The following is an 18,457-nucleotide window of genomic DNA, read 5'->3' as shown; positions in this document are numbered from 1 at the left end:
ATACATCATTATTAAAGTGACAAGCTACAGAATGAAGCTAAAGTTTTTATACTTAAGATGTTCATTAATGTCCACCAAGAATAATACTCGCAATCACACCTGTTGCTACAGCGACTAATACATAATCTCCATTCACATTTAACCAACGATGACCATATGGTGGAGCTGGAAGATCATAATCACGCCAATTATCTACATAATAATCCGATTCATGGTATTGAGGCGGAATGATCTGACCTCTACGCCACTCATGATGTGGCCTTGGTAGGTCATAGCGATAAGCTTGATGGTTTTGCATATAACGCGGTTGATGATCCCACTGTTGTCCATCATGCCGCTCATGTTCATCACGATGATCTTGGTAGTCTCTATCGTGATTTCTTGAATCATGATGATCACTATATGATGGTTCTGCAAAAATAGAACCAGTAGTGAGGGTTGTGGTTATTATAACTACTATAGCAGTAAGTAATTTTTTATTCATTTCTATCTCCTCATCAGTTGATAAGTTTTGCACTATCATTTACTGATAAACGGCCTCAAGTTTTCATGTGCAAAGCTTTATGCATGGCTTGCTTGATGCTGAAAGAAAAGTCACGAGATTCTTCGGATAGAATTAAATAGTAAATCATTTGAAGAGGATGGGGTGGCTATCACACAGTATAAGCTTGGCTTAATACCTATTTAAAAGATGATCGCTAAGTATACTTTTTAAGTTTATTAAAAGTATCTGAACAGCTTTACTGATTAAATTATACGAGCTAATTTTCTAAAAAAATGTATAAAAACCCCCAGTCTGTGTATGTTAAATATAAGTTAAGTACACATTTAATAAAAAGTGTAATGGCAGCGTATAAATATAATAATGCATTTTTTCTGAGAATGATTTTTATCTATTTTATGAGGCTATATCGAGCGCAATAGTATGTGCGATAAATTAGCATTATGAATACAAAATATGTGAAGGGTAAAATACCAACACTGAAATATAAGATATTAGGATATTTGAGCTATTTTATTTGCACTTGATATGAAATCACTCCAATAAATGCAAGGTGAGCATATTTAGCAGCAACACTAATAATAGTATTGCTTATCATCTAATACTTTGGCCTATTTTTCTTTATCTAGTATGATTGTTGAAGTGCTAGCTTGATTCTGAACTCCAATTATATTAATCCTTTTATTCAGAAATTTTCTGTTGATGAATTTGAAAGCGGGTATCCCCAATACTAAAGAGCCTACAAACTCAACACAGTTGGATGTTTTGATTAATGAGAAAGATTTTTAAAGATGTGTCTTAAACTTTCCATCATCTTTTCAATTTGAAGTAAGGTGAGTCCTTCAAAGGATTGTTCTAATACAACAGCCATTAAGTCATTAATTTTACGGGTCATCTGTTTGCCAGATTCTGTCAAAATTACACGTGTAATTCTGGCATCATCTGAGCATGAGTACGTGTCAACAAAGCCTTCATCTTTTAGCCGATAGACAATTTTAGTAGTTGTCGACATTTTAGACACAATCTTATCTGAAAGATCAGAAACACTCGCATTGGGCTGTGCTTCAAGAGCGATCAGTAAGCGTCGTCGAGAGTTATCAACACCATGTTTTTTCAATACATGGTCCACATTAAGCACGTATTGAGCATGAACTTGAGTAATCCAATAAAAAGGAAAATCTTCTAAATTGAAATGTTCAGTCGAGGGTAAAAATTTAGAATATTTTTTTGACATTTTTAAATTCCATTTTTTTAATTATCTATTCACTCATTGTACTATTTTTATTTGAAATGATATAGATAATGTAATTAATGTTTAATCACAAAGTTTAAAAACAAGAGAAATCTAACTACGATTATTTTTCTTGGAATAAAATTTATGCAGGGTTGTTGAATTAGAGACAGGGTATAGTTGTCTTTCTGTTGATGATTTGAGCAAATTTAGTTGTTTTTGGGTGAAATTGCAACAATACTTTGAGAGTTAGTGACTACTAATTTTGAAATTTTTGCTGTCGGTAGTGTATTTTCAAGTGTCACTTGGTAGAGTAATTCTTGCTTTTGATTCTCCTGTATAACTACGACTTTGACCTGATGAAATTCAAACACTGCAGCGCGGTTGATATATGCACCTTCATCGCTTGTATTTACAATAGGCTTAAATTTTTTATTAAAGGTTAATACATTTGCATATGCCATAATGATGAATCCTAGTCAATTTTTTTGTTTAGATGAAAAGTTTACGCATCTAAATAGCCATAGATTATTTATGCAATATTTTTGGCTAAGGGTTTTATTCTAATGAATTTTATACAGTTTTAAACGTGACTTTTTAATAAAAACTTTCTGTCTAAAAGGTCATATAATGTGTAAGTTTGCATATTAAAAGATTAAATAATGACGTTGAAAAATCAAACGTCATTCAATATGAAAAATGCCTCATAATCTGTGAAGCATCTTTTGTTAGAGATCAATTCTCTAAATAGGATTACAGGTCTAGAGGTGATGAATATGGATGTTTTACCTCATTATACTTGGAGTTCTTGGGCAATAACTGGCCAAATGTTTTGATGAGATTTTTTGAACATTAACATGTGACCAATGGCTTTATGACCATGTTCTGATGGAACCAATTCATACATTTTTGTTGATGCATTTGGATATAAGCGAATTAAATCTTTAACATTGGCTTGTGTGGCAATTTCATCATCGGATGACCAAAATACAGTCATAGGGCTATTGATTTCATTGTGAAAATCATCAAATATGGTTTTACCAATGGCGTTTAAAACATAACCAGGTTTACTGCAAAAAAGTGCCCATTGTTTTGCTACATTTTTAGGTAGGTTTTCTCCCATCCCCAATATTTTGGTCGCACCATAGCCTTTAACAAAATTTGAAACAGGGAATATCAGATTAAACATCACAGGTGCCATACGTTTTGTATGACCTTTTAAACCTTTAACATGACCAGTAGAACCAGAAACAGCAACCACTTTAGCTACTTTTTCAAAATTGGGTGTGATTCCTAAAAGCTGTCCACCTGCACTATGTCCTAGTAGAATGACTTTTTCATGTGCTGTTTTTACCAGTAGTGTCTCAATTGCAGCCGGAATGTCGAGCTGCCCCCAATCTTGGATACTGGCTTGAGAATCCTTCAGTGCACCATGTAAAGAGTCACCGATACCGCGAAAATCAAAGCTTAAAACATCATAACCTTGGGTATTGAGCCATTCAGCGAAAGCGTGATAAAAACCTTTAACAATACCCGTTGCTGGGCAGATTAATATGGGAAGATTTTGAGTAACTTCAGTCGATTTATAAAAGCGTGCACTGAGTTTATAACCATCAGCACAGATAATATTTAAGTTTTCAAAAGAGTTCATAATTGATTAAAGCTAAAAAGTTATTGCTTTACTGTATACAAGTTCTAAAAAGAAACTTGATTAAAATATGACTAAAAAGTCATTTGTGAAAGCGTAGCGATATTGCTAGACTCCATTTATATTTTTATATTAAAGAATGGAAAATCAGGTTCATGGATGCGGAACATTTACAATATTCGGTTAAATTTGCAATTATTTTTAGTGGAATTTATTTGTGGGTCGGAATGCTAACTGGGGTATGGAAGTACTATCAAATTAGTCGTTCTGAGCATGCGCGTGCACATTATTATGTCGATATTGCACATCGAAGTAGTTTACTTTATGCGCCTGCAACATTGATTTTAGCAGTATTGGCTTATTTTTCATCTTGGCCCGAATGGTTGAATTTAGCTTTCGTCGTGATTAATTTAATCTTTTTTAGTTTCTCGATTGTAAGTTATATTTTACATGGGTGGTTAAAAGATACATCGAATCAATTTAAACAACCTCATCAAATGGGCAAGTGGCAATTGCCGAAGTGGATGCTCAGAAGTGCGATGATTTTATTGGTAATTGGCGAAATAGTCGCGACAGGTGGATTGCTTTTTGGAAGCATAAATACTTTATTTTAGTAGTTGATTTTAGTATGAGTTTATTATGATGCACAGACATTAAATGAGGTGGGTTGTATTATTTTTTAATTTAAATTTTTATAATTATATCTACATTTAAAAAATGGATGCAGTGCATCCATTTTTTAATCTAAAAATTCAGTACGTTGTTTTCTAAATTTATGGTCAATCACATCCCAGACATAAAATGCTACAGACACAAATAATGCATAGATAAAGAATTCAGGTTTTAGGTTTCCTTGAATTAATCCATGGATCATTAACATGACCATGAGCGCAATGCTGGTACTCAGATAAATTACTATTTTTTTATTGGCCTTCAAAGAATTAATGAAGACTTGCTTATTGAAATGTATTGATAACATCTCCACCCCTCCTGTCATGCTTGACAAAACCTAATTGTTTTAGTCAGGTTTGAATATTAGTTGTATCATATCTATATATTATTTCAAGCGTAAATGGCACTATTTTATGATCTAATTACGCTATTTTAACGGCAGAAAGGCAGGTTTTAGATGGTTTACTGCTCATAAAAAAGTGCTCATTTTTACGACATGAAAGTATAAATATAATGAAGTTATATTGGGGTAGTCCGACAAGATTTAAAGAGATATTAAAAAATGAAAAATATTGCAAAGAGTAGTGTAAAGATACAATGATATGGAATGTGAATAGTTGATATGAGTTGAGAAGTTATTTGTGATTTTTGTCACGTATTATGTGGTTTTTTAGAAATATTTTTAACAATATTTTATGCTCAATCATCGTGTTGTTCTAGTCATGCTGCTGAGTAATACAAAAGCAAGAGGATTCATTAAAAGCAATTGAAAGATAAAGCTTTATACTTCCTTAAAAAGTAAAGCTTATCTGTATATGATCAGTTTTAAAATCAGAAAGAAACTACTTCATCATCGTCAAGTAGATTATCAATAAAAGCCCATTTGGGTAAAACATGGCCATTATTGATCATATATAAAACTATGTTTGGGTAAAACAAAATTTTATTGACGAAAGTTGAAGATGATTACTTTTTAACTTTATCGATAATAATACAGATAACTAATACAACACATGATGGAATTAGCCATGCTAGATTCTGTTCACTCAACGGAAGGTTTTGAATAGCAACGGGTAAATTATCTTTAAAAGCAGTAATTTTAATGCCTTCGATCACGCCAAATATAAATGAAACTGCCGTGGCTGGTGCGATAACCAAACGTGGGTTATTAAATCGTCCCCAAAAGAAGCTCAGTACAATAACTACAATAGCTGGTGGATAAATTGCACTTAGTACAGGAACTGAAACTGCAATAAGTTTAGTTAAGCCCAAATTCGAAATGATGAATGAGAAGCCTACTAAAATGAAGACTAGAATTTTGTATGAAATTTTAGTCAGTTGAGCAAAGTATTCAGCACAAGCACAGGTTAAACCAATTGCTGTAACCATACAGGCAAGGAAGATTAAGCCAGTTAAGAATAGCGAGCCTAAATCACCAAAAGCATGTTGTACATAAGCATGCAAAATAATTGCACCATTGGCCGCATTTGGTGCAACCTCATGGCTGCCTAAACCTAGTTTAAATAAGCTGAGATAAACTAAAGTTAAACCAACGCCTGAAATTAAACTAGCAATAACTGCATATTTAGTTACTAATTTAGTATCAGTAACACCACGAGAATGAATTGCATTAATAATTACAATACCAAAAACTAAAGCACCTAATGTATCCATGGTTAAATAACCATTTACAAAGCCCTCGGATACAGGACTGGCAACATAGTTATTGATCGCTGGTGGAATAAAGCCAGAAGGTATGAAAAATGCAGCAATACCTAAAATTGCCAGAGACAAAATTTTCAGTGGTGCAAGTACATGACCAACCGTATCTAAAAGCTTATTTGGATAAAGTGAAATGATTGTTACAAAAGCAAAATAAATTGCAGAGTAAATCAGTAAGCTGCTACTTGTCGTACCAAAATGTGAAGAGAACCCAATTTCATAAGAAACAGTAGCGGTACGTGGTATGGCAAATAGAGGGCCAACTGAAAGATAACAAACTACAGTTAATATTAAGCTTGCAACTTTACCTAAGGGTGAGCTTAGGATTGCGATTGAACCGTGTGTGCGAGAAAGCGCCATGATAGTAATTACAGGTAAACCAACCGCAGTAATTAAAAATCCTAGTGCTGCTAACCAGACATGTTCACCAGCTTGTTGCGCCACAATGGGTGGGAAAATAATATTGCCTGCCCCAATAAATAAGGCAAAAGTCATGAAACCTAAAGCAATAATATCCCGAGTACGGAGACTAGTCATAAAGGAGAGTGTGTTGCAAAAATATAAATTCTAGAGGATCTGAAGTCATTTGGGTATTTTATTTTATCAATCATATTTATTATTGTTATAAATTTATGCAAATGAATACTATGTGTATTTAAGTTATGTTAATGATAATATAAAGAAAAAATAAAATATTAATACAGTAATTTGGTATATTCCAGATTTATAATATTTACTATTATTTTAATTGTAAACAGAGAATACCTCTGATTGAGAATAAAATTAGAGCAATAATCATAAATTCAGAAAATCAAAGCAGGGAAATTTATGTATAAAAGGCATATAATGGCCATACTAATCAGGGGATTAATGCAATGAAAGCTTCTACTATTACCATTAAAACTGAACAGGATATCGAAAAATTACGTGTCTCTGGGCGTTTAGCGGCGCAAGTTTTAGAAATGATAGGGAAGTATATTCAGCCTGGCGTGACTACCGAATATTTAGATGATATTTGTAATGATTTTATTGTGAATACACTAAAAGTAATTCCTGCAAATGTTGGCTATTATGGATATACCAAAACAACCTGTATTTCGCCGAATGAAGTAGTCTGTCATGGTATTCCATCCGCAGCGACTATTTTAAAAGACGGCGATATTATTAATATTGATGTTGCCATTATTAAAGATGGTTATTTTGGTGATACCAGCCGAATGTATTTCGTGGGAAATGTGAGTCCTGAAGCAAAAAAATTAGTAGATACCACTTATGAAGCAATGGTTGCAGGCATTCATGCTGTTAAACCTGGTGCAACCTTAGGTGATATTGGTTTTGCGATTCAAAGTGTTGCACATCGTGAAGGTTATAGTATTGTTCGTGAATATTGTGGTCATGGTATTGGGACGGTTTATCATGAATCACCGAATGTAGTGCATTATGGACAACCTGGACAAGGCATCGTATTGAAAGAAGGGATGGTTTTTACTATCGAGCCGATGATTAATGCAGGTAAAGCGAGAGTTAAAGAGCTTAAAGATGGTTGGACGGTCGTGACCACGGATAAATCATTATCAGCGCAATGGGAGCATATGGTTGCTGTGACTAGCACTGGGTTTGAATTGTTGTCACCATGGCCAGAAGGCACAGGCTCTTATCTAGAAATTTAACTTAGCTTAGGAATATGTCAATGATCGGCTTTAGTCATATATAAATTTTATCCTGACTGAATGTTAAAGAGGTTCTGAGTGTATAAAAAATGGAGCTCAGTTCTTATTTAATATTAATACCTTTTAGGTATAGATTGATCTGTTAAAAGTATTTGCTTAGAAAACACACAAGCTATATGATTCATTCCAGATTCTAGCTGTAGTTTCTTTTTTTGATTTAAGTTTTTAAGCTTATCCATCTCAGGATAAGCTTTTTTTTACTCAAAATTTAGATTTCTGAAAATATAAATAATTGAGAGTCGTCATCCATTATTTTGTTCTAAATTTTAAAATGATAGATACTGCAAAACCAAAGAGTAGCCCCCAGAATGCAGAGCCGACACCAAAAAATTGCAGACCAGACGCACTAAATAAGAACGTCATCAGCGCTGCTTCACGCTCATTTACATCATAAAAGGCAATCGCAATATTATGGCTAATAGTACCAAATAGCGCGATTCCTGCTAAAGCAACAATAAATAGATGCGGGAATGACATCAGTAAACTGGTTAATGTTGCTGCAAATAGGCCCATTAAAATATAGAAAAACCCACAACTCATTCCTGCAATATAACGTTTTGAAGGATCTGGATGAACTTGATCATCTAAACTAACTGCTGCACTAATAGCAGCAATATTCACGCTATAACAACCAAAGGGTGCAAGTAGAGCTTGAATTGTCCCCGTCCAGCCAATCAGTTGGTTGACATGTGGTTGATAGCCATAGCTTTTAATCATAGCAATACCGGGTAAATATTGTGACGCCATGTTAATTACAAACAGTGGGAGTGCTAAACCAAAAACTGCAGACCATGTGAAATCAGGTGTGATCCATACCGGTTTAGCCAGTGACCAATGTAGAGCTGGGGTGTGAAACTCCATGAAAAAAGGACAAAGAGTGATACCAGCAATGACTGTAATGACAATGCAATAACGTGCCCAAAGCCGTTTGGAAACAATATAAACCGTCAATAAACTCAGAATAAAGCCCCAGTCATTTTGCATACTCGCAAATAATGCAATGCCAAATTTGAGTAGCACACCGGCCAACATTGCACTGGTCAAACTTTGTGGAATATAAGAAAGTACTTTTTCAAAAATACCTGAAAACCCTAAGACGGCTGTCATGAGTCCACAAATGAGGAATGCGCCAATTGCCTCGTATAGGGTATAACCACTGGCTGAGGCAAGAATCAGGGCTAAGCCCGCAGTGGACCAAGATGTCGCCACAGGATATTTAAACTTCCATGACAATATTAATCCTGAAAGGCCGATGCCTAAACCAAGTGCCCAAAACCAAGAACTAATTTGTTCAGCTGTTGCACCTAAAAGTTGTGCTGCTTGAATGACCAAAACAGCAGAAACACTAATTCCAATGAGGAAGGTGATAAATCCTGCAAATACTGCGGGGATAGAGAAATCTTGAATAATTTTTTGCATAGTCCTTTACATTCTTACTTGAACAGATGGTTTTAAATACGAGATGAGTGCAGAGTAATTCGTACTAAATTCATAACATAGTTGAAGAGGCTAATTTTAAACCAAATCCACAGAATAAGAGTCCGACACATGCCACAGCAATCGATGCAAATTTAAAACGGGTGTTAAAAAAATCAGCTAGTTTAATCCCTGAAAAAATTAGAATGGTGAGATATCCCATACTAATAATTTGTAGAATAACTGCTAGTCCAGTAAAACTGAGTGCTGGATAAGGATAGGTGGGGTCTACAAACTGCACAAAAAAAGAGAGATAAAATAGAATTGCTTTAGGATTGAGTAGACTAATTGTTAATGCAGTTCGATAAGGATGTATATCTTGACGGCTTATCGCTGTTTGATTTGATTGAATGACTTTGGGGTTGTTTTTCCACGTATGGATACTGGCAATAAGTAATCTAATTCCAAGGTAAGATAAATAGACGGTGCCAATCACTTTTAATAAAATAAATAACCACGGAAAGGCATGCAGTAAAGAGGCTGCACCTAAAACAGTGCAGATGATTAGAATAAGATCACCCGTGAAAACGCCGAAAGCTCCCCAATAGCCTGCCTTAATTCCAAATCTTGATGCAATTGACATCACATATAAGGAATTTGGTCCTGGCAAAATCACAATAAAAATAGTCCCGATGATAAAGGTGACAATATCGATAATGCCAAACACAAATTTCTCACTTATTTAATATAAACCAAGAAAAGCTGAGTCGTTAATTTATGACGAACTCAGCTTGATATATGAAGTTAATTGAACTGACTCAGTATATCTCATTAAGCTTTAATGGTTGCACTTAGTCCAAAGGACTGACGTAACAAGGTATTCAATTGTTCTCGTGCTTTAATAAAACCATCTATTCCACCTTGTAGTAGTTGAAAAGACATTAAATCTGCATTCAATTGTTGTTTGAATTGTTCTTCCGTGAGAACTTCATGACTACATGCTTGATGGGACTGTGCATGATCACGCGTGAGTTGCGGCGTTACAGTGCGTTGATCTTGTTCCAGTTCTGCCAATAAATTAGGTGAAACAGTCAGTAGATCACATCCAGCTAAACCAAGCACTTGATCGACACTACGGAAACTCGCACCCATCACTTCAGTTTGGATACCATATTGTTTATAAAAGTGATAAATTTGTTTGACCGATAATACACCGGGATCTTGCTCAATTGGATAATGATCAATATTTTCAGCTTTTTTGAACCAATCCAGAATACGCCCTACAAACGGTGAGATAAGTGTTACTTTTGCATCGGCACAGGCTTTTGCTTGGTGTAATCCAAATAATAAGGTGAGATTACAATGAATTCCTTCTGCTTCTAATATTTTTGCGGCTTGAATCCCTTCCCAAGTCGAAGCAATTTTAATTAAGATACGGTTTTGATCAATACCATGAGATTGATAAAGTGCTAGTAACTCTTTAGCTTTCACAATGGTGGCTTCTGTATCATAAGACAATGAGGCATCCACTTCCGTTGAAACACGGCCTTCAATTATTTTTAAAATTTCAACACCTAATTTGACTGTTAAAATATCAATTGTACGTTCAATCAGTTCATCTGTTTGGTAACCTTCAGATTTAGCCTGATCATACGCAGTTTCAATTAACTCTTTATTTTCAAGTTGGCTGGCTGCAGCAGTAATCAATGAAGGATTGGTGGTTGCATCCAAAGGGCGAAATTGTTGAATTGCATTTAAATCGCTAGTGTCAGCAACAATAGTGGTCAATGCTTTTAATTGGCTTAATGCAGATTGTGTCATTGCGATCTAATTCTTAGGTAAATTATTTGTAAGTTCAGTTATAGCATAATGTGATTTTGGCGAAAGTGAAAAATAGGCTTCAAGTGGCTTTATTTTGTATGAATTCGTTGCTTTCGGATGTGATTAATCAAAAAACGAGCAGCTGCACCCAGTTCAGTTTCACGACTCCAGACTAAATCGACAAAATATTCAAACTTTGGTGTGAAATCTGAGAAGTTTAAAATTTTTAGGTGTTTTTTTAAACTTGGATTTTCATTAAACATTTCTAAAGGCAATACGCCCCAACCAAGACCTTGCATAATCATTGCGCAGGCAGAATGATGATTGTCAGTACGCCAATTACGTTTCGAGTAGAGTAGTTCGGGTTTAATTGTGCGGTCACGACTGGCGACGACAATTTGCCGACTTTGTAAAATTTGTTCAAAACTAACATGTTCAGATTGTGCCAAAGGATAGTCTTTGGCTGCGACAGGAACTAATGCTTCGCGTTTCAGTTCTACAAATTGTTCACGGCTTTCTAATTGTTCACGTTCAAACATTAAAGCCAGTTGTGCAGATTGGTTTAACAGTAACTTTAAGGCATCTTCTTGAGGAGCTGAAAAAATATTAATCTGCAGTTCAGGGAATTTTTGCTCAAGCAAAGAAATATAGTCAGTCCAATGCGTATGTAAAAGTTCAGAAACTACAACAATATTTAAGGCGGATTCCAAACCATTGCTCAAGGCAGAGGCTTGCTGCTTCCATTGATTCATTTCTATGAGTAACTGTTCAGTTTTTTCATAAAGACTCAGTGCTTGAGGAGTGGGAATAGGCTCACGCCCGATGCGATTGAATAGGTTGAGGTTAAGATCAATTTCTAAATTTGAAATGGACATACTAACGGCAGATGGAACTTTACCAAGTTTTCGTGCAGCTGCAGAAAAAGATCCTGCTTCGATCACCGTTTTAAAGATGATGAGTTGTTCCTGATTAATATTCATATAGGATCACTTATATATGGCTTATCTATCAATAAGATTGAAAGAATCTGACTCGATTGATCAATATTATAAGCATAAAATACAACTCATCTAATGAATAGTATAGCGAGTAATTGAAAATGTTGATTTCCAAGAGAAGGATTGTTCATGCATTGAGCTATGAGATCATCTTGTTGGTGATCATAGCGATTGCGTTAAGTTTTATTTTTGAAGTGCCTATGGAAATAGCAGGGACATTAGGTGTTGCCATGGCGGTTACTTCTGTAATTTGGAATATGATTTTTAATCATTTTTTTGAAAAATATGAAAGAAAGCATCAATTAAAAAGAACCATTCCTGTACGGATTATGCACGCAATTGGTTTTGAAGGTGGTTTAATGTTAGCCACTATTCCAATGGTTGCCTATGCAATGGATATGACCATTTTTCAGGCAATTTTACTGGATTTAAGTATGACCTTGTGTATTTTAGTCTATACCTTTATTTTCCAATGGTGCTATGACTATATTGAAGCGCGCTTGGGTTATCAGCCTAAACATTCGATTTAAATGAACCCTGCTAAAAAGCCATATCAATGTATATGGCTTTTTATTTTAATTTTTGACTCTCTAATATGTAGAATAATAATAGTGTGATACAGAGAATGAGTGAATATTTAAAGAAGTAAAACAATAAGCTTAAATAAGCAGGTGCAAAGCTTGAAAAGTAAGTCACAATATAATTTTTGCTGTTTGGTGGAGGAAGATCATCAATAAGAATGAACCAGATAAAATTAAGAAAAACAGTGATAAAGATAAAAAATAGAGCTCCAAGTGGACTAAATATGCTTTTTTGATTTTTATTTAATGTATGTATATAGCTACGTATTTGTATTTTAGCGCGTGGGCTGACTCCTATAAATAAAAAGTTATATACAACCATAAGGCTAGAAATTGTTATGCATATGGCAAAGCTGTCATTTAAAAATTTATGTGTATCTGAAATATTGGCAGTAATAGTGCATGATTATTTTGTTTGTTTGACATAAGTTAAAGCTCGTTGCAATTCATTGGCTAAATAATCACCAATTTATTTCATTTTTATATTTATTAAAAGTTGATAATAAAAACCCACTTGTGATTACAAATGAGTTTTTATTCAGTAAGTTAAAAGTAGAAAAAATTATTTTTCTACAATCGCCGTTACGCCTTGACCACCAGCGGCGCAGATTGAAATCAGAACACGACCTGAACCTTTTTCATTCAATAGTTTTGCAGCTGTTGCAAGAATACGACCACCTGTAGCAGCAAATGGATGACCAGCTGCCAATGAAGAGCCTTTAACGTTTAACTTAGAACGATCGATTGAACCTAAAGGAGCATCTAAACCTAAACGTTCTTTACAGAATTTAGGATCTTCCCAAGCCTTTAAGGTAGAAAGTACTTGTGATGCAAAAGCTTCATGAATTTCATAATAGTCGAAATCTTGTAGAGTAATACCAGCACGTTCAAGCATACGTGGAACTGCATAAGCCGGTGCCATCAATAAGCCTTCTTTTTTACCAACAAAATCAACTGCAGCAGTTTCAGAGAAGGTTAAGTAAGCTAAAACTTCATGTCCATTTTCTTTAGCCCATTCTTCAGAGGCTAAAAGTACGACAGAAGCACCATCCGTAAGGGGGGTAGAGTTACCCGCAGTCATAGTACGAGCATCGCCTTTACCAAAAGCAGGCTTTAATTTTGCTAACTTTTCTACAGTTGAATCCGCACGTAAGTTATTATCACGCTCAAGACTCATAAATGGTGTGATTAGGTCTTCGAAGAAGCCTTCATCATATGCTTTTGCCATTTTTTGATGAGAAGAAGCTGCAAGCTCATCTTGCGCTTCACGAGGAATACCCCATTCTAGTGCAGTAATTGCTTGGTGATCACCCATAGATAAACCAGTACGTGGCTCACCATTTTTAGGGGCATCAAGCAAGTCTTTTACATTAATTTTCGTCAGCGCTTTTAAACGATCTTTTGCCGTTTTAGCAATATTTAACTCCAGTAATGCTTTACGTAAACCATCACCAAAGGCGATTGGTGCATCAGAAGTTGTATCTACACCGCCTGCAATACCTACATCAATTTGGCCTAAGGCAATTTTATTCGCTACTTGGAATGCCGCTTGTAAACCTGTTGCACAAGCTTGTTGTAAGTCATAAGCAGGGGTTTCTGGTGCAAGTTGAGTGTTGAGCACACACTCACGTGTCATATTGAAATCACGGCTGTGTTTTAAGACTGCACCAGCAGCAACTTCACCTAAACGTTGACCTTGCAAATTGAAACGCTCAACTAGACCATTTAATGCGGCAGTCAACATATCAATGTTAGATGCTTGGAAGTATGCACCATTTGAACGTGCAAACGGAATACGATTGCCACCAATAATAGCAACACGACGAATAGTATTTTGACTCATAATTTTTTCCTGTGGAACAGCAGTTTGAGTTGTAACAGGTGCTGTCGATTCAGCTTTCTTAGAATGTGTTGCAGTGTTTTTACTACGTGAAGATGTCGCACGTGGGCGAGTTTTCGCAGTAGCATTTGCTGCTTTAGAAGCCGTAGCAGTACTTTGACTCGTACGCGTACGTGGTTTTGATGTATTTGACACAGCTTCTGTCGCAGAATTCTCGACAGTTGGATTTTCTTGAGTTGATTTGCTCATAAGGCTTTTCCAAGCATGTTTACGATATTCTTAGTGCATACATTAACATAGAGTCAAATGGCCTGAATTGACTAAAATGACATTTGACTGATCATTCAGGTCAAGACATCAGGGGGGTAACTCAAGTATTATTATTGTGGAACGAATGAATTGAAGTCATTATAAGTATCTGACATTACATTGAAGTTAATAGATACCTGCGATTCATTCACAATTATATTGCTGAGAGATAATAATCATGTCTGACCAATACCAAGCTTTTTCTAAATCTCCAATTGGTAAATTTGTCATTAAAAATTTAGGTTTACCTTCTCCTCTTGAGTTAGATCGTTTTGAATCTGCGACACCTGTGCTTAAAGGTGCAGCTCTTTTCGGTGCCGCGCCGAATAGTATTTTTTCAGGTGCGATTGCACAAGTATTAAGTAATATTCATGCAAATAGTTATGCTGGTAATAATGCAGAATTACAGCAAGCTGCTGCTAAAGTGGGCTTAACTGTTAATGCTTTTAATGAAGGTGATAAAGAATCTAAATTTAAAGCAGTAGTTTTTGATGCTTCTGGTATTCAAAACTCGGAACAGTTACATGAGTTGTACAATTTCTTTCATCCAATTGCACGTCAAATTCAAAACTCTGGTCGAGTGATTATTGTCGGGCTAACTCCAGAAACCGCACCTACGATTCAGCAAGCAATTGCTCAACGTGCACTTGAAGGTTTTGTGAAGTCTGTGGGTAAAGAATTTAAAAAAGGGATTGCTGCTGATTTGATTCTTGTGGATGCTGATGCAGCTGCGAATTTAGAGTCATCATTACGATTCTTACTTTCTCCACGTTCAGCTTATGTATCTGGTCAAGTAATTCATGTATCTAAAGCGGATGTACTTGATATTGATTGGGCGAAGCCTTTAGCGGGCAAAACAGCTTTGGTTACTGGTGCGAGTCGTGGTATTGGCGAAGCAATTGCTCATGTATTATCACGCGATGGTGCACATGTAATTTGTTTAGATGTACCACAACAACAAGCAGATTTAGATCGCGTTGCCAATGAAATTGGTGGATCAACACTTGCTATTGATATCACAGCTGCTGATGCAGGTGAGCAAATTAAAGCCGCTGCTGCGTCTAAAGGTGGCTTGGATATTATTGTCCATAATGCTGGGGTGACTCGCGATAAAACTTTAGCGAATATGAAACCAGAATTGTGGGATATGGTAATCAATATTAATTTATCTGCTGCAGAACGCATTAATGATTATTTATTGAATCATTCAGGTTTGAATGAGAATGGTCGTATTGTTTGTGTCTCTTCAATTTCAGGTATCGCTGGTAATTTAGGTCAAACGAATTATGCTGCTTCTAAGGCTGGTGTGATTGGTTTGGTAAAATTTACTGCCCCTGTATTAAAAGATGGTATCACTATTAATGCTGTTGCACCTGGTTTTATTGAAACTCAAATGACTGCGGCGATTCCTTTTGCAATTCGTGAAGCTGGTCGTCGTATGAATTCGATGAGTCAAGGTGGTCTACCTGTCGATGTTGCAGAAACTATTGCCTTGTTTGCATCAGCTGCATCAACAGGTTTAAATGGCAATGTGGTTCGTGTCTGTGGTCAAAGCTTGTTAGGTGCTTAGACAACGTAAGGTGTTTCTCATAGTGCCTTTATAGTACTCTGAGAAAGTTAGAGAGGGAGCTTTGGTCTTTTCTATATTCCCTCTCTAATAAGCTCTTCAGTAAGCTTTAAACCTTACTGAAGAAAAGCAATGCATAATGATTTATCTAAAAATAATTCTCCAAAGGTCCAGTATGAATACTCGCCACTTTAGTCAACTTCCTAAACCGTATCTAGCTTATCCAAAAGTGATTCAAGGTCTTATTTTCAAAAAGCCGAAAGCTGAGAAAATTCTGCCACAAGTTGAATATGTGGTGGATTCATTCAAAATTGATCCAAAGCATTTAAAAGCTTATAACGAAGTGTGTGGTTTTAAAAATAATGGCTATATTCCTGCTATTTATTTAGCTGTACTGTCACAAAGTTTGCAAATGCATATGATGACTTCAGAAGCATTTCCATTTGCAATTTTAGGTTTAGTTCATATTCGAAACGTTGTTAAGCAAACGCGTAAAATTGGCGTGAATGAGCAATTGACTCTATCTTGTCAGTTTGGTGAGCTTAAGCCACATGATAAAGGCGTACAATTTGATTTTATTACCACTGCGAAAGTCGGTAATGATATTGTGATGCAAGGCACAACGACGTATTTATCACGTCAAAAAACTACAGCTGCGGTATCAGAGAAAACCAAAGAAACCAAAGAGCCAGATTATCAAATTCAAGCCGAGTGGAATATCTCGGAAAATACGGGTCGCCGTTATGCAATGATCTCAGGTGATTTCAACCTCATTCATATTCATGCTGTGACCGCAAAAGCCTTTGGTTTTAAACAAGCGATTGCACATGGTATGTGGAGTAAGGCACGCGCATTGGCAAGTTTGGCCTTGCCTGATGCTTATGAAGCGGATGTTTGGTTTAAATTACCGATGTATCTACCTTCAACAGTTGAGTTTTTAACGGCTCAACAGAGTAAAGAAACTGACTTTTTGATTCGGAATCAAAAATCTAAAAAGCCGCATGTGAGCGGTGTGGTACAAGCTTTATAAGTAGACTCATAGATTAAGCCTAAATTAAGATAATTTAGGCTTTTTTAATAGAGATATAAGAATAAGAGGGTTAAAGGAATGGGCCAGTTAAAAGATATTATTTTTGCAAATACTGAAAATTATCATGGTATTGTTGATGAGCGATTTTATGATTTAGCACAGCAATTTAGCCGATTACAAGATGCACGCGTTGATCATGGTGGTGCAGCACTTGCAGTTTATTTTCAGGGACAAAAAGTTGTTGATATTTTTACTGGAAAAAAATCTGCAACAGAAAACTGGGCTCAGGATACCTTATCTATATGTTATTCAACAGGCAAAGGTGTCATCGCTACTTTGGCGCATATTTTAGTCAGTGAAGGCTTTTTAGCTTACGATACACCGATTATTCAGTATTGGCCTGAGTTTGGGGAAAATGGTAAAGCAGGCATGACTTTGCGACATATTCTGAGTCATCAGAGTGGTTTATATGACATTCGAAATTTGATTGCGCGCGCTGTGGAAATGGCGGATTGGCAGCATATGTTGACAGTCATGGAGCAAGCGACCCCAAGATTTGAGATGGGGTCTGATATTGCCTATCAAGCACTCACTTTTGGCTGGTTGGTGGGTGGTATCTTAGAAAAAGCGACCAAGCAACCATTGGTTTGGTTGATGCAGCGCTATTTGGAGGATCCTTTAGAATTAGACGGTGCATACTTTGGCGTACCCACTACACAACTTGCTCGTGTAGCACGCCCATTATCAAAAATAGAACAAGAGCACGTTGTACAATCCAAGACTAAATCTTCAATCCAAAAACAACATAAAAATAATTTTTCTGAAAAACTGATTCAATTAAGTGGGCAGAATCCTCAAGATTTTTTAGATGCAATGATACCGAAGGGTATGAAAGATTTTAGTTTCTTTAGTGATCAAGGTTTACAAGCGATTATTCCTGCCGCGAATGGTGTTTTTACCGCGAATAGTTTGGCTAAAATGTATGCCATGCTGGCCAATAAAGGTGTTTGGGAAAATCAAGAAATACTTAAGCCAGAAGTCTTTACAGTATTGAGCCAAATACAAAGTTTTAAACGTGATCGTGTGATGCCGATTCCAATGAACTGGCGCTTAGGATATCACCGTGTGATTACGATGGGGAAACGCGTTAAACAGGGTTTTGGACATATCGGATACAATGGCTCTGGTGCTTGGTGTGACCCACAACGAGACCTCAGTTTTGCTTATACGCATAACTTTATGATTGGTTCAATGACGGGTGATTATCGTCTTTGGGGTTTAAGTCAAGAGACTTTACGTTGTGCAGATGCTGTGTTGAAAGGACGTAAAGGTTGGTTTTGATTTTTAGAGCGTTACTTTATGATGGAATGGATTGTTAAATTTAAAACTA

17 protein-coding genes are annotated in these 18,457 nt (G+C 35.9%); 6 read left to right on the top strand and 11 right to left on the bottom strand.

Going from position 1 to position 18,457, the window contains the following annotated elements:
- Nucleotides 1-64: 64 nt before the first annotated feature.
- From B9T27_RS06845 to B9T27_RS06830, 4 genes are all read right to left on the bottom strand, one after another.
- Complete coding sequence (locus B9T27_RS06845; protein WP_086206100.1) at nt 65-484, bottom strand: RcnB family protein; 420 nt, start codon at nt 482-484, stop codon at nt 65-67.
- 787 nt (nt 485-1,271) lie between these two features.
- Nucleotides 1,272-1,736, bottom strand: coding sequence for a MarR family winged helix-turn-helix transcriptional regulator (locus B9T27_RS06840; RefSeq protein WP_086206099.1), 465 nt, complete (start codon nt 1,734-1,736; stop codon nt 1,272-1,274).
- Between the two features lie 206 nt (nt 1,737-1,942).
- Nucleotides 1,943-2,197, bottom strand: a complete 255-nt coding sequence (locus tag B9T27_RS06835; RefSeq protein ID WP_086206098.1) for a hypothetical protein — start codon at nt 2,195-2,197, stop codon at nt 1,943-1,945.
- A 329-nt stretch (nt 2,198-2,526) separates the two neighbouring features.
- Entirely contained in the window at nt 2,527-3,384 is an 858-nt protein-coding gene (locus tag B9T27_RS06830; RefSeq protein WP_086206097.1) for an alpha/beta fold hydrolase, read from the bottom strand.
- Nucleotides 3,385-3,536: 152 nt separating this feature from the next.
- Between B9T27_RS06830 and B9T27_RS06825 the strand changes: the two genes are divergently transcribed.
- A complete protein-coding gene (locus B9T27_RS06825) occupies nt 3,537-3,995 on the top strand; it encodes a hypothetical protein (RefSeq protein ID WP_086206096.1) in 459 nt (152 codons plus the stop codon).
- Between the two features lie 125 nt (nt 3,996-4,120).
- On the opposite strand, the gene B9T27_RS06820 is transcribed toward B9T27_RS06825, so the two are convergent.
- Complete coding sequence (locus tag B9T27_RS06820) at nt 4,121-4,360, bottom strand: hypothetical protein (RefSeq protein ID WP_086203909.1); 240 nt, start codon at nt 4,358-4,360, stop codon at nt 4,121-4,123.
- Between the two features lie 659 nt (nt 4,361-5,019).
- On the bottom strand, nt 5,020-6,312 hold the full coding sequence (gene brnQ, locus B9T27_RS06815) for a branched-chain amino acid transport system II carrier protein (RefSeq protein WP_086206095.1): 1,293 nt from the start codon (nt 6,310-6,312) through the stop codon (nt 5,020-5,022).
- 338 nt (nt 6,313-6,650) lie between these two features.
- Here brnQ and map point away from each other — a divergent pair, with 338 nt between their 5' ends.
- Nucleotides 6,651-7,445: a type I methionyl aminopeptidase gene (map, locus tag B9T27_RS06810; protein ID WP_086206094.1), complete on the top strand. Its 795-nt coding sequence runs from the start codon at nt 6,651-6,653 to the stop codon at nt 7,443-7,445.
- 309 nt (nt 7,446-7,754) lie between these two features.
- Here the strand turns inward: map and B9T27_RS06805 are convergent, their stop codons facing one another.
- The 4 genes from B9T27_RS06805 to B9T27_RS06790 form a co-directional block, all read right to left on the bottom strand.
- Nucleotides 7,755-8,924: a benzoate/H(+) symporter BenE family transporter gene (locus B9T27_RS06805; RefSeq protein ID WP_086206093.1), complete on the bottom strand. Its 1,170-nt coding sequence runs from the start codon at nt 8,922-8,924 to the stop codon at nt 7,755-7,757.
- A gap of 70 nt (nt 8,925-8,994) precedes the next feature.
- Complete coding sequence (gene leuE, locus B9T27_RS06800) at nt 8,995-9,648, bottom strand: leucine efflux protein LeuE (RefSeq protein ID WP_086206092.1); 654 nt, start codon at nt 9,646-9,648, stop codon at nt 8,995-8,997.
- A gap of 104 nt (nt 9,649-9,752) precedes the next feature.
- Nucleotides 9,753-10,742: a transaldolase gene (gene tal / locus B9T27_RS06795; protein WP_086206091.1), complete on the bottom strand. Its 990-nt coding sequence runs from the start codon at nt 10,740-10,742 to the stop codon at nt 9,753-9,755.
- An 89-nt stretch (nt 10,743-10,831) separates the two neighbouring features.
- Nucleotides 10,832-11,722 (bottom strand): LysR family transcriptional regulator, encoded by an 891-nt coding sequence (locus B9T27_RS06790; RefSeq protein ID WP_086206090.1) that lies wholly within the window; start codon nt 11,720-11,722, stop codon nt 10,832-10,834.
- 119 nt (nt 11,723-11,841) lie between these two features.
- Between B9T27_RS06790 and aceI the strand changes: the two genes are divergently transcribed.
- The gene (gene aceI / locus B9T27_RS06785; protein WP_086206089.1) at nt 11,842-12,270 is read left to right on the top strand and encodes a chlorhexidine efflux PACE transporter AceI; all 429 of its coding nucleotides are present in this window, start codon (nt 11,842-11,844) and stop codon (nt 12,268-12,270) included.
- Nucleotides 12,271-12,883: 613 nt separating this feature from the next.
- On the opposite strand, the gene B9T27_RS06780 is transcribed toward aceI, so the two are convergent.
- Nucleotides 12,884-14,410: an acetyl-CoA C-acetyltransferase gene (locus tag B9T27_RS06780; protein WP_086206088.1), complete on the bottom strand. Its 1,527-nt coding sequence runs from the start codon at nt 14,408-14,410 to the stop codon at nt 12,884-12,886.
- Between the two features lie 238 nt (nt 14,411-14,648).
- Between B9T27_RS06780 and B9T27_RS06775 the strand changes: the two genes are divergently transcribed.
- The 3 genes from B9T27_RS06775 to B9T27_RS06765 all read left to right on the top strand — a co-directional run bounded on the left by B9T27_RS06775 (nt 14,649) and on the right by B9T27_RS06765 (nt 18,408).
- On the top strand, nt 14,649-16,040 hold the full coding sequence (locus B9T27_RS06775) for a 3-oxoacyl-ACP reductase (protein ID WP_086206087.1): 1,392 nt from the start codon (nt 14,649-14,651) through the stop codon (nt 16,038-16,040).
- 172 nt (nt 16,041-16,212) lie between these two features.
- Nucleotides 16,213-17,067 (top strand): MaoC family dehydratase, encoded by an 855-nt coding sequence (locus tag B9T27_RS06770; protein WP_086206086.1) that lies wholly within the window; start codon nt 16,213-16,215, stop codon nt 17,065-17,067.
- 78 nt (nt 17,068-17,145) lie between these two features.
- Complete coding sequence (locus tag B9T27_RS06765) at nt 17,146-18,408, top strand: serine hydrolase domain-containing protein (protein WP_086206085.1); 1,263 nt, start codon at nt 17,146-17,148, stop codon at nt 18,406-18,408.
- Nucleotides 18,409-18,457 lie beyond the last annotated feature (49 nt).

Source organism: Acinetobacter sp. ANC 4648, assembly GCF_002135345.1.
Taxonomy (GTDB): Bacteria; Pseudomonadota; Gammaproteobacteria; order Pseudomonadales; family Moraxellaceae; genus Acinetobacter.
Note: the sequence above shows the minus strand (reverse complement) of the source record. Positions and strands in the feature narration are given on the sequence as shown.